The sequence below is a fragment of the Candidatus Magnetobacterium casense genome, assembly GCF_019173545.1.
Lineage (GTDB): Bacteria > Nitrospirota > Thermodesulfovibrionia > Thermodesulfovibrionales > Magnetobacteriaceae > Magnetobacterium > Magnetobacterium cryptolimnobacter.
Window position 1 is genome coordinate 1 of sequence record NZ_JABXWD010000077.1, and the last position, 12,067, is coordinate 12,067.

Annotated in this window: 12 protein-coding genes; 1 reads left to right on the plus strand and 11 read right to left on the minus strand. The window is 49.1% G+C overall.

Translation table 11 applies throughout. The features are described from left to right. Positions 1-82: 82 nt before the first annotated feature. Positions 83-724, minus strand: a complete 642-nt coding sequence (locus tag HWQ67_RS06080) for a hypothetical protein (protein ID WP_218251777.1) — start codon at positions 722-724, stop codon at positions 83-85. Between the two features lie 700 nt (positions 725-1,424). Continuing rightward, entirely contained in the window at positions 1,425-2,675 is a 1,251-nt protein-coding gene (locus HWQ67_RS06085; protein WP_218251778.1) for a 3-deoxy-D-manno-octulosonic acid transferase, read from the minus strand. 192 nt (positions 2,676-2,867) lie between these two features. Between HWQ67_RS06085 and HWQ67_RS06090 the strand changes: the two genes are divergently transcribed. After that, positions 2,868-3,821 (plus strand): hypothetical protein, encoded by a 954-nt coding sequence (locus tag HWQ67_RS06090; protein WP_218251779.1) that lies wholly within the window; start codon positions 2,868-2,870, stop codon positions 3,819-3,821. A gap of 122 nt (positions 3,822-3,943) precedes the next feature. Here HWQ67_RS06090 and lpxB read toward each other — a convergent pair whose 3' ends face one another. The 9 genes from lpxB to trpE form a co-directional block, all read right to left on the minus strand. Next, complete coding sequence (lpxB, locus tag HWQ67_RS06095; protein ID WP_218251780.1) at positions 3,944-5,080, minus strand: lipid-A-disaccharide synthase; 1,137 nt, start codon at positions 5,078-5,080, stop codon at positions 3,944-3,946. A gap of 136 nt (positions 5,081-5,216) precedes the next feature. After that, positions 5,217-6,299: a DegT/DnrJ/EryC1/StrS family aminotransferase gene (locus HWQ67_RS06100; RefSeq protein ID WP_218251781.1), complete on the minus strand. Its 1,083-nt coding sequence runs from the start codon at positions 6,297-6,299 to the stop codon at positions 5,217-5,219. 5 nt (positions 6,300-6,304) lie between these two features. Continuing rightward, a complete protein-coding gene (locus HWQ67_RS06105) occupies positions 6,305-7,291 on the minus strand; it encodes a Gfo/Idh/MocA family protein (RefSeq protein WP_218251782.1) in 987 nt (328 codons plus the stop codon). Between the two features lie 41 nt (positions 7,292-7,332). Beyond that, positions 7,333-8,343: an anthranilate phosphoribosyltransferase gene (gene trpD, locus HWQ67_RS06110; protein ID WP_320414553.1), complete on the minus strand. Its 1,011-nt coding sequence runs from the start codon at positions 8,341-8,343 to the stop codon at positions 7,333-7,335. Positions 8,344-8,500: 157 nt separating this feature from the next. After that, positions 8,501-8,833, minus strand: coding sequence for a HepT-like ribonuclease domain-containing protein (locus HWQ67_RS06115; RefSeq protein ID WP_218251783.1), 333 nt, complete (start codon positions 8,831-8,833; stop codon positions 8,501-8,503). Continuing rightward, the gene (locus tag HWQ67_RS06120; RefSeq protein WP_218251784.1) at positions 8,830-9,123 is read right to left on the minus strand and encodes a nucleotidyltransferase family protein; all 294 of its coding nucleotides are present in this window, start codon (positions 9,121-9,123) and stop codon (positions 8,830-8,832) included. Before HWQ67_RS06120 ends, HWQ67_RS06115 begins: the two co-directional genes overlap by 4 nt. Positions 9,124-9,206: 83 nt before the next feature. Continuing rightward, on the minus strand, positions 9,207-9,761 hold the full coding sequence (locus tag HWQ67_RS06125) for a Uma2 family endonuclease (protein ID WP_218251786.1): 555 nt from the start codon (positions 9,759-9,761) through the stop codon (positions 9,207-9,209). A 5-nt stretch (positions 9,762-9,766) separates the two neighbouring features. Then, positions 9,767-10,351, minus strand: a complete 585-nt coding sequence (locus HWQ67_RS06130; protein WP_218251787.1) for an anthranilate synthase component II — start codon at positions 10,349-10,351, stop codon at positions 9,767-9,769. A 5-nt stretch (positions 10,352-10,356) separates the two neighbouring features. Further along, entirely contained in the window at positions 10,357-11,841 is a 1,485-nt protein-coding gene (gene trpE / locus HWQ67_RS06135) for an anthranilate synthase component I (protein ID WP_218251789.1), read from the minus strand. Positions 11,842-12,067 lie beyond the last annotated feature (226 nt).

Sequence of the window (12,067 nt, forward strand, 5' to 3'; positions counted from 1 at the left end):
TTCGCAGGAATGACAATTACAGCCGTTTTCTAAGTGTGTCATTTCTTGCTTGACCAGGAATCCAGTATACGTAAAAGTATAGTTACCATGAAATATAAAGAAGATACATTTTAACTTTATTGTAAGATTCTTCAAATAGCTCACTTGCTTTCTTTGGATTTGTTTCTATCTTGTCTTCAGCATCTTTCAACTTAGGTTGGTTGGGGAATCCTTCTCCGTGTACCTGAATAAGAGCAAGCTTATAGTAAAACGCTGAACTTGAATAGTGCTTATCGTTATAAGATTTCTCTGCCGCTTTAAGTAAACTTTGATTTAATTCAGCTGATCGTGGGTCTTGGAATCCTTCGCTCATACCATTCATATAACATGGTTGAATATACTTATTACGTATAAATTGCTTGTATGCATCATCATTTTTTATATATTTCTCCATAGCTCTTTCTGCAATAGTTATAATATCCAAATCGAAACTGCCTGTTTTGCAATTTATTTCTTTATCCTTTAGTAAACTCAAGATACTGTTCACGGATACTATTGAAGATAAATCTGAATTTAACGTGTCTTGTTTTTTTTGATATTCATAAATTTCTATGGCTATTATAATGCTCAAGACGGTAAGCAAAACACCAAGTATGCCTATCATTATCTCGCTAAATGGGGCAAGATACAAAGCCTTTTTTCTTAACCGATTCCAAAAACCTATCTCTTCAGTTTCCATTGCCATAATGTCCTCCAACTCCTTATAACTAATAATATATGCAGATTATACCTGCTGATGCTCACACCGATAGCTATGAACACCAATTTAATGATAGACTACTTAAAACAAAAAAATCCAGTGAATTTTACTTCACATGTTTTATGACACTGCCATATGAGCACCCTGACGTAAAACGTTGTAAAATGCGGTGTAAGATGTATTCTTAGAGGTCCGGGCAGGTATCTAATGTGTGAAGTTTACTTCACTGGAACTTATCCGACTATTAAATTTAAGATAATCTGACACTGGAGTACTCGTAACCTGGCTGCTTAACGGCGCAGGCTTTCCCTCTGGCAAAATCGTTGCAACCGTGCCGGAACGGTGGGATATCAGATGAAAACAGCAATTATGGTTTAACGGACTAAATCAATGCCTGAACCACGAGTTGACGGATTAAGTGATTATACTGAAATGACACAGGTTTTTTCAGGCATGATATTTGAGCGTGAAATAATGGGGTCAAGGGGACTTCTTCGTGGCCGGGGCGCCTCGCCCCTCCCCTTGCGGGGGGTTCTGAAGGGGGCCAGGTGCGACCTGGAGCGACAAGAAGCGGAGCCGCCCCTTTCTTTCTTGTATGCAGGCAATTTTGATACCCGAAAAAACCCGAATCCGAATCAGTATATAAAGTGATTACTCCTGGTTCAGACAATCTCCATCGAAGGGTTCACCCTGCCGCCAGCACCTGCGCTATCTCCTTTACGCACCGTGCCAGGGCGCCGGAGTTCCTTGTGTACAAGTCCCTGGCCACAGTCCCCATGCGTTGACGCAATGCGCTATCAGCAAGCAACATTGCCAGAGTGTCACGGAGGCTGTCGGCAGTCACGCTAATGGCGGCGCCCTGCTGGATGAATTCCCCTGTCATGGGGAAGTTGTCCATGTGCGGGCCGCAGACGATCGGCACCCCCCACGAGGCCGGTTCCAGGAGATTGTGTCCGCCCTTTGGCGCAAAACTGCCGCCCATGACGGCGACCTGCCCTGCCCCGTAGACCGCAGCCAACTCCCCGACGCTATCTAGCAGTATCACGTCCGATTGAGGCAACTCACCAGTAAACATGCTTCGCCGCAAACAGCGCAGCCCAGCACGTTTAATCAACCGCTCCGCCTCGTCAAAACGCTGCGGGTGTCGCGGGGCAAGTATCAACACCACCCCTGCAAACTGCTCCCTGAGACGCTTAAAGGCCGCCAGTACGATTTCCTCCTCGCCCTCGTGCGTGGAGCCGGCCACAATCACCGGCCCTGACAACTGCCCTGCCCACGCAGGGACAACCGTCGGTGGTTCGATGTCGTACTTGAGGTTGCCAACGACCTTTACACGACTCTCATCGGCGCCAATATCTATGATTCGTTGGGCGTAGACCTCGTTCTGCATTCCAAAGAGGGTCACCATAGACAGAACGTTTTTCATGAAGAACCTTATCTTTCGGTACCCATTGTACGAGTTGGAGGAGATGCGGCCATTGAGAACTACCACAGGCGTGTTGTGTGCGTGCATGGTATGAAAGACCCCCGGCCACAGCTCGGTCTCCATCGCAATAAAGATATCCGGCCTGAGACTCTTAACGGCCCCTCTGGCCGTGTACGGCAGATCAAAGGGGATGTAGATGAGCCTCACGCTGTCTTGAAGGCGCTGTTTGGCCACGGCCTGACCGGTATCGGTGACCGTTGAGACAACAACGTTTGGGGTGAGTTCATGCAATATCTTATTGACAAGCGGCACGGCGGATATGACCTCACCCACTGACACGGCGTGCAGCCAAACCACAGGGGCACCCTTGGACTTCCAGCCCTCGGATGGCTGATTGCCGCACCGCTGCGACAGCCACCGCTTTCTGAGCGATTCAGGTCGCTTGAGATACTCAAAGGGAAGCAACAGAGACAACGCCCCCGTATACAAGGCATTATACAAAAACATCATCGCTCAGGCAACAAGGTCATTTAGTTTGGACATTGCTTTCCTTTCGCATATTTTATAGCTTCCTGTAAACAGTTACAATCAATGTTAGGGTTTATTGATAAGAATTTAGCTGCTTTAATTCTAACATAGCCGGATGATATAGTCAAGGATTTTTTTTAGCAGTTTTTCGCCATCGTATAGTATAATAAGACTATGGATACACCAACAGGGTCAGGGATTTACGACAAGATCATCAAGGAGTTGCTTGAGGATATAGAGCAACCCCTGATAGAAAAGGTCTTGGGGATCAAGGCCGATAAGATAAGCAAGCTCAACGTCATAACGCAACTAACAGACGAGCGTGAGGCGGATTTCGTCATCAAGGTGGAAAACCGTGATGAACCGTTCTTTATCGCACATGCTGAGATTCAGAGTACCAATGATCCAAAGATGTTAAAGAGGATGCTGCGGTACTTTGTCCATCTCTATTCGGTACACGAGGTCATAATAAAGCAGTACGTTGTTTTCATAGGCAAGGACAAGATGGCAATGAACAACGCCCTGGACATGCCAGGCGTTCATTACGAATACAATTTGATCGATATCAGAAATATCCCCTGCGAGCGGTTTTTATACTCAGGGGTGCCTAAGGAGATAGTTCTTTCCGTATTGTGTAATAGAGGGGATCGTGATGAGCGGTCATTTGCGAGGGAGATATTAAAGGAGTTAGTGGTAAACGTCATCGGAGGACTAGACCTGTCGATGTATATAAAGGAAGTAGAGGTCTTTTCAAAGTTGAGAGACATGCAAAAAATCATAATAGAGGAGGTGGATAAAATGCCAATAGTATACGACCTGGAAACGGATATAAGGTTCATGCAAGGAGTGCAGAAGGGCATAGAGAATGGCCGCTTGGAAGGTTTGACAGAAGGTCAGGTGAAAGGCCGCTTGGAAGGCCGCCTGGAAGGCTTGACAGAAGGTCAGGTGAAAGGCCGGTTAGAAGCTATGCACAGCATGATCGAGGTTTTGTTGAGGCGAAAATTTGGCGCAAGAGGTTTATCCCTTATGCCTAAGATCAGAATGAAAGATGATGAGTCGAGGCTCTATGCAATAACGGATGCGTTGATAACGGCAAATGACATCATGGAGATTGAAGACTTGCTCTGAGATTGCCACCGTAATTTTAACTTAGTTGGTAGCTTCTTATTGCATGACAATCCTCCCCCCCTCTGTTAAGAAATGTCGGGGTAGCGATTACTTTGGTAAAGAACCAACACATGGCCATGTACTTACTCCCTCACCATTTCGGTTATCATTTCGACGACCCGTTTGGTGGGGTCCTTGTGCTCATACATGGCCCTCAGACGGCCAAAGACGTTGAGCATCCTTGCGCGTACCTCATCGTCCCGATACAACCGCTCTACCTCGGTGGCAATCATCTCCGGGGTGGCCTCATCCTGGATCAACTCTCTGACTATTTCGGCATCGTGGATCAGGTTTACGAGGTTGATGTAGTTGACCCGTATGAGCATCCGCCCCGCATAGTAGGTAAAGGCCGACAACCGATAGATCACCACCATCGGCACCCCAATAATGGCCGCCTGAAATGCCGCCGTCCCCGAGGCTACCACCGCCAGCGTGCTCACGGCAAGGACGTCAAGCGCCCGGTCGGCAACAATGACCACACCGAGGGACTCCAACTCGGCCAGACTACCGGCATATCGGTTACGCTCCAGATGTGACACCAGCGGCATCAGATACTGAAACTCCGGATGTCTTGCCTTCAACAACCTCACAGCCTCAACCATCACTGGCAGATGCCTGTCCACCTCACTGTGCCTGCTCCCGGGCAGGAGCGCCACAACAGGCGCCTGCGGATTGAGCGAAAAACCCGCCAACAACGCATCCCTGTCAATGGGATGTCCCGTTATCTCCTCAATTACCGGATGGCCCACGAACTCACACTCTATGCCATGCTGTGCGTACACCGCCGGTTCAAAGGGCAACAGCACGGCTATCCTGTCCGTCAGACGTCCGATGGTCTTGATCCGCCCGCGCCTCCACGCCCATACTTGCGGGCTTACGTAGTACAACACCTTTATCCCGTGTTTTTTGGCGCTCCTGGCCACCCTGAGATTGAAGTCCGGAAAATCGATCAACACCAGCACATCCACCCTCAGCGTCTTAAACAGGCCGGTGATCTTTTTATACATGCGCCTCAGTGCCACAAGTGTCGATGCCGCCTCGATAAGCCCAAATGCCCCCGTTATGTAACCTACAAGCTCAACCCCGGCCTCCTCCATACCCTTGCCGCCTATGCCTATGAGGTTGACATTCGGCCATCGCTGCTTCAATTGCCTCGCAAGCAGCGTACCGTACAGTTCGCCGGATGCCTCCCCGGCGATTATCATTATCCTCGTCGGCATTACCCTTGTTGCATTATAAGAAAAGAAGAAAAGAATGGGGACTCCGTCCCCTGACCCCCTGAAAGGTGGCGGCTCTGCCCCCCCTTTACCCCCCTGCAAGGGAGCCAGCCCCCTTGACCCCATCTTAGCTCACATCCTACAGACACCCCAGGATTACCTCACATACCCTGTGTATGTCTTCCTCCGGCATCCCGGGATACACGGGCAGAGACAACACCTCTTGGCACGCCCGTTCCGCTATGGGGAAGTCCCCCTGTTTGTAGCCGTACTTTTCGGTCGCCCGCTGAAGGTGCATCGGGATGGGATAGTACACCACCGACGATATGTCCTCCTGCTGGAGCTTGGCCCTTATCTTATCCCTCTGTGGGCTGCGTATCGTGTACTGATGGTAGTTGCTGACGTATCCTTGGGGGACATGTGGGCAGCAAAGATGACCCGCAAGCAGCGAATTATAAATCTGTGCGTTCTGTCGTCTCAATTGGTTTTGTTGCTCGACCTTCTTTAACTTAATCAGCAGGATGCCGGCCTGTATTTCGTCAAGCCTGCTGTTAAAGCCCAGACACTCGTGTACGTAGTTGCCATGTGAACCGTGGTTTCTCAGCGCAAGTATTTGCTGATACATCTGGTGATCGTTTGTTGTAACTGCCCCGCCATCACCATAGCAGCCGAGGTTCTTGCTCGGATAAAAGCTAAAACACCCGGCATCTCCAAAACTCCCCGTCAACTGACCATTGATCGAAGAGCCAAAAGACTGCGCACAGTCCTCCACAATGCCAAGATTGTACTGCCTGGCAAGGGACATTATCCCCTCCATGTCACAGGGCACTCCAAATATGTGCACCGGCAGGATAGCCTTTGTCTTTTTCGTTATCTTTTTCTCAATCTTATTAACATCGATGTTGAGCGTATTGTCATCAATGTCCACAAATACAGGTTTTGCACCGTTATAGATAATGCTCTCAATTGTGGCAAAAAACGTAAAAGGTGTCGTTATGACCTCATCGCCCTTGCCGACAGAGAGACATGCAAGGCTCAAAAACAACGCCCCCGTACCCGAACCCACCCCGGCGGCATAACTCACACCATGGTAGGCCGACAACTGCCTCTCAAACTCCTCAACGTGCGGACCCAGGATGTAGCGACTGCTGCCCAGTATGTCAACAACGCTCTGTATCACCTCTTGTTCGATATCAAGAAATTCCTTGCGTAAATCCAACATTGGTATCATATCATCAGACTCTCGTATGCCTTGTTCTCCTTTATAACATTATCGATCAACAGTGTCAGTTCCAACGCATAACGTGCCTGCCCTGCAGTGACAGGAGGTTGTCTGTTGTCTCTGATGCAGTTGACAAAGTCCATCAACTCCCTCTGCAGCGGCTCAGACCTTTCAACAGCGATGTCCTCGGTCGCTATTGATGTGCCGTCCTTGAAGTACCTTGTAAGTGTTATATTGTGCAGGTCCACAGACAGGGAATTCTCTCTCTGAAAGACCTTCAGGGTACGTTTCTTGTGCGGATAAAGTCTGCTGGTTGTCAGCACGGCATTGAGGCCGCTGTCAAACTCGATCCATGCCCGTGCCATGTCCGTCTTCTGCGTCAGGACACGTGCACCCACCGCCTTTACCGACCTTGCCTTTGAACGTGCTATGGACAGCACAAGGTCTATGTCGTGGATCATCAAATCCAAGGTCACGTCGATGTTAAACGCCCTTTCTATCAGCGGTGAACACCTCTCCGTTTCGATACACAACGCAACATCAATCAACGACTGTGCCCTCAGAAACGCCGGATTGTATCTCTCCACGTGTCCTACCTGCGTGATGAGTCCCCTGCTGTGCGCCTCTTGTATGATGGCGTCTGCTTCCTGTAGTGTAGAGGAGATAGGTTTTTCTATGAAGACGTGCTTTCCGGCCCTTAGGCATTCCAACGCTATGGGACAGTGCGTGGCGGTTGGTGTGGCGATCACTACGGCATCCACCAAGGGCAGTATCTGACGGTAATCCGTGTTTGTGCTCAGAGGTGAGTGGTCACCGGCATGGTTGCGCAGGGCGTCTTCCAGTGCCTGCCGGTTCGTATCGGAGATGGCACTGAGCACAACGCCATCCAGCCCGGCTAAAATACGGCAGTGGTGACGTCCAAAATACCCCACCCCGATCACCCCTGCACGCAATGCAGATGTCCTACGCTCTGTGGACAATGCCGATTCCAATCTCCCTCACCTTGTGGGAGGGAATAAAAGGGAGGGGGCCACTACAGGGCATTGCTGACCTTTTGTATCTCCTGTAGTTTTTTCATTGCACGACCTGACTCTATGCACTCCTGCACCATGTCAACGGCAGCCTCGATGCCAATCCCCAGGTCTGAGACCATCAGTCCGGCTGCGGCGTTGATCACAACGATATTGCGTTTGGTTCCCATGTATCCGCTTAGGACATCGAGAGTGTGGCGTGCGTTGTCGTCCTTGTCTGCGCCGGCTATGTCCTCGAGACGCCCGCGCTTAAAGCCAAAGTCCTCTGGGCAGAGGTACATGTTTTCTACCTTACCGTCGCGATATCTGGTGATCTTGGTGCCATCGGTGATGGTTATCTCATCGAGGCCGTCCTGTCCGTGACAGACCATGGCATCCTCCGCCCCCAGATTGCCCAGGACCATGGCCAACGGTTCGGTCAGCGCAGGCGAAAACACACCCAGTATTTGACGCCTTGCTCCGGCTGGATTGGTCAGTGGACCGAGGATGTTAAATATCGTCCGTACCCCGATCTCACGGCGTGGATTTACGGCATAACGCATGGCAGGATGAAACATGGGCGCAAACAAAAACCCAAATCCCGTCTCAAACAAACATCGCTCAACCTTGTCGGCAGGCAGGTCTATCTTTATGCCCAATGCCTCAAGGACATCGGCACTACCAGAGCGGCTGGACACCGAACGATTGCCGTGCTTGGCTATTGGCACCCCGCAGGCGGCAAGCACAATGGCCGCAGTTGTCGATATATTAAACGTGTGTGCCAGGTCCCCGCCCGTGCCACAGGTGTCAAGGACGTTTTCCGGGGCTTTGATACGCACCGCCTTTAGTCTCATCACGGCGGCAGCGGCGGTTATCTCATCCACGCTTTCGCCCTTCAGACGCAACGCCGTCAAAAATGACCCGATCTGCGCATCCGTGGCCTTGCCCTCCATTATCTCCGTCATACACTCGGTCATTTCATCGGTGGAGAGGTTCAGCCCCTGCACCAGCATCCCTATGGCCTCACGAATCACAGACTACCTCCTCTATGCACCTCTGAAGACATTGCCGTCTCGTTACCATCGCAAATCTCTGAATATATCATCGACGTCTACCTCTAAACCAAAAAATATTTATGATAACACTTCGGATATTTTACCATATTTCTACTATGTTTTTGCGTAACATGAGTTATAAGTGTGGTTTTGAAAAAGATTCTTTAATCTTAGGTAACTGTAACCTGATAACCTTCCAAACTATCTCATAATCAACACCAAAATAGAAATGGATAAGTTTATCCCTCATCCTTGCCATATCGCTCCAGGGGACATTCTCATATTGATGTCTCATGTCTGACGGTATGTTTTTAGATGCCTCTCCAATTATTTCAAGTTGCCTTATTACTGCACTTGATGTTTTTATGTCAGATGCAAACTCATCATAACTCATTTCGGCAATAAAGTCTTCAATATTTTGTATGCAATTAAGTATGTCTTTTATATAAAGGCTGGAGTCTCTATTCATATTATCACCGTTTCATTAAGTATACGTTCTCTTAACTCAGGCCGTACAGCGCTTTTCCTGACAAGATCAACCTTTTTCCTTAGAATTTTCTGAAGGTATCGTTCAATCTCTATAAACTTTAGCAGATCAGGCACTTCGTCAAACTCAACAAGGATATCAATGTCACTTCTCCTTGTTTGTTCTGCCCTTGCATAAGAGCCAAATATTCCTATCTCTCTCACCTTGTATTTATTGACAAGTTCTTCCTTATGTAGTCTGATAGTGCTTTTTATCTCTTCTAAGTTTTTCATTACACTCTGCAAGCATAACACTTATTTTGCCGTTACAACCCGGGGCAGTTCGAGGAAGTTCTTTAGATTGGTTAGTCCAATTATCATCGCAAATCTCTGAATATATCATCCACGTCTACCTCTAACCCCTTTAGCTCTCTTGAACTGACCACATTGCCACCCCGACAATGACAGACAAGCTCACCATCCTCGCTTAATGCCAACACCTCAACATATCTGCTGAAGGGATCGACTATCCAGTACTCCATGACCTTGTGACGCTGGTATAGTTGTCGCTTTTGATGCACGTCCCTGTACTGTGACGATGCCGAAAGAATCTCTACAATCACATCAGGAGGACCAAAGACACCGCTGTATTGTACTCTGTGCAGGTTCAACCGCGATATAAACAATATATCAGGCTCAACAATGTCCTCATCACTGAGCACAACGTCTACGGGGGCATATAACACCATCCCCAGGGCATTGTCCTCAACAAAACGATTCAACCGGATAAACAATCTCTTTGATATAACCTGATGGTTGATACTTGGAGCTGGAGACATCGACAGTATTGCTCCTATTAACTCATACCTGTGGTCATCGTCCAGGAGCAGGTAGTCGTCATAAGACAGTTTTTCCTTACACTCTGTAAGCATAGCACTCATGTTGCCTTTACAACTGTGAACAGGTCGAGGAAGTTCTTTAATATCCGTTTGCCCTCGGTGGTTAAGATCGACTCCGGGTGAAACTGCACGCCCTCAACTATATGACTCTTATGGCGGATGGCCATTATTTCGCCATCATCCGTCCACGCAGAGTGGACAAAGTCAGCGGGGAGGGTATCAGGGCGTATCACCAGGGAATGATACCTCGTGGCGATAAATGGATTGGACACTCCACTGAAGATGCCAACGCCATCGTGATGGATCATGGACGTCTTGCCGTGCATGAGTCTGTCGGCCCTGACGATAAGACCGCCATATGCCGCCCCGATGGCCTGATGCCCAAGACAGACGCCAAGTATCGGTACCCTGCCGGCAAAGTGTCTGATAACATCAATCGATATGCCGGCCTCATTGGGGGTGCATGGTCCGGGCGATATCACTATGTATTGCGGCTGCATCGCTTCAATCTCCGTCACGCTGACACTGTCGTTGCGACAGACCTTAATCTCCTGACCAAGCTCACCGAGATATTGTACCAGGTTATATGTAAAGGAATCATAGTTGTCGATCATCAAAAGCATATCCGTTACTCCAAACCGTTCTTGGCCATTATCACTGCCTTGAACATTCCCATTGCCTTGTTCACGCACTCATTGTGTTCCATCTCCGGCACCGAGTCGGCAACGATGCCGGCCCCCGCCTGCACGTATATCTTACCATCTATGGCCAATATCGTCCTGATGGTGATGCACATATCCATATCCCCGGTGAAGCTGAAGTACCCCACCGATCCGGCATACAGCCCCCGTGCCACCGGCTCAAGCTCGTCTATGATCTCCATTGCCCTGACCTTTGGGGCACCTGAGACCGTACCGGCAGGAAAACACGCCCGCAGGACATCAAAAGCGTCATGGTCATCCTTTAAGACGCCCTCGACGTTGGATACGATGTGCATGACATGACTGTAACGTTCAATGGTCATCAACTTAGTCACCTCCACGGAACCGGTACGGGCTACCCTGCCGACGTCGTTTCGGCCAAGATCAACGAGCATGATGTGTTCGGCTCGTTCCTTGGGGTCGGCCAGCAGTTCCTTCTCAAGGGCGATGTCTTCGGCGTCGGTTGAGCCTCGTTTTCTGGTCCCGGCAATGGGGCGGAGAATGATACGGTCTGACTCCAGTTTGACCAATATCTCCGGAGAAGAGCCGACAACCTTACAGCCGTCCAGATTCATATAGAACATGTAGGGGGAGGGGTTTATCACCCTGAGTTTCCGGTATATCGTAAAGGGGTCAACAGCGGCGGAGGTCTCAAATCGCTGGGAGAGTACGATCTGGAAGGCATCTCCGGCCCTGATATACTCCTTGGCCCTGTCAACGACATCCATGAAGTCTTCCGGTTTATAGAATGAAGACGTATAGTGCGTCGTGGAGTTGTCTTTGCCTACGTCAAGGCTGTCTTCTTTACGTGGCTTTTTCAACAGACTGATCATGGACTCTATCTTTGCCACCGCATCGGCGTAGACCTCTTCGGCAGTCGTGTTGTCATCTATGAAGGCGTTGGCAACAACCTTGATGACATGCTTGAGGTGATCAAAGATCAGCAGTGTCTCCATTTTCATCATGTACATATCCGGCAGTCCGAGCGAAGGTTTGTCGGTGGGCGTGACCTTCTCAAAGAATCTAACGCTTTCGTAACCGATATATCCCACCAGTCCACCAAAGAAGCGTGGTAGACCCGGAACCTCAACGACCTTGTATGGAGCCATCTCTTGTTTGAGGACATTCAGCGGGTCATCGACCCTCATATGCACCGGAGGCTGTTGGTGTCGGGTGATTTCCATATCGTTGCCCCAGCCCTTGATGACCTTCATGGGCACCCCAGCTATGAAAGAATACCGTGCCCATTTCTCACCGCCCTCAACGCTCTCAAACAGGAACGAGTCCCGTCCGTTTATCTTCATGTACGCAGATACCGGCGTCTCCATATCGGCCAGTATCTCCTTGTACACCGGTATCAGGTTACCTCTGCCTGAGAGTTCCTTAAATTGTTCCAGTTCCGGATAATACATTGTGACAAACACTCTCTCTTTTCTCAAGAATATGTTTCATATAAATTATACTGTGTATATCATAACAGTTTGGTCAAAGAAAGTTCCATTAGTACTCAGAGTTATGCTCTCTTGGTGTCCTCTTTAAATTTCATGGTAAACACTTTTTTACCCTGGTGACAATCCTTCTGTCTTACTTCTGATGATATCAGATAAGGCCGGCATTTTGAATTGTCTGCTTATCCTA

Bases quoted from the DNA above. Each gene is read 5' to 3' on its own strand.
- HWQ67_RS06080 (WP_218251777.1), bottom strand. From the start codon at position 724: ATGGCAATGGAAACTGAAGAGATAGGTTTTTGGAATCGGTTAAGAAAA.
- HWQ67_RS06085 (WP_218251778.1), bottom strand. From the start codon at position 2,675: ATGATGTTTTTGTATAATGCCTTGTATACGGGGGCGTTGTCTCTGTTG.
- HWQ67_RS06090 (WP_218251779.1), top strand. From the start codon at position 2,868: ATGGATACACCAACAGGGTCAGGGATTTACGACAAGATCATCAAGGAG.
- lpxB (WP_218251780.1), bottom strand. From the start codon at position 5,080: ATGCCGACGAGGATAATGATAATCGCCGGGGAGGCATCCGGCGAACTG.
- HWQ67_RS06100 (WP_218251781.1), bottom strand. From the start codon at position 6,299: ATGTTGGATTTACGCAAGGAATTTCTTGATATCGAACAAGAGGTGATA.
- HWQ67_RS06115 (WP_218251783.1), bottom strand. From the start codon at position 8,833: ATGAATAGAGACTCCAGCCTTTATATAAAAGACATACTTAATTGCATA.
- HWQ67_RS06120 (WP_218251784.1), bottom strand. From the start codon at position 9,123: ATGAAAAACTTAGAAGAGATAAAAAGCACTATCAGACTACATAAGGAA.
- HWQ67_RS06125 (WP_218251786.1), bottom strand. From the start codon at position 9,761: ATGCTTACAGAGTGTAAGGAAAAACTGTCTTATGACGACTACCTGCTC.
- HWQ67_RS06130 (WP_218251787.1), bottom strand. From the start codon at position 10,351: ATGCTTTTGATGATCGACAACTATGATTCCTTTACATATAACCTGGTA.
- trpE (WP_218251789.1), bottom strand. From the start codon at position 11,841: ATGTATTATCCGGAACTGGAACAATTTAAGGAACTCTCAGGCAGAGGT.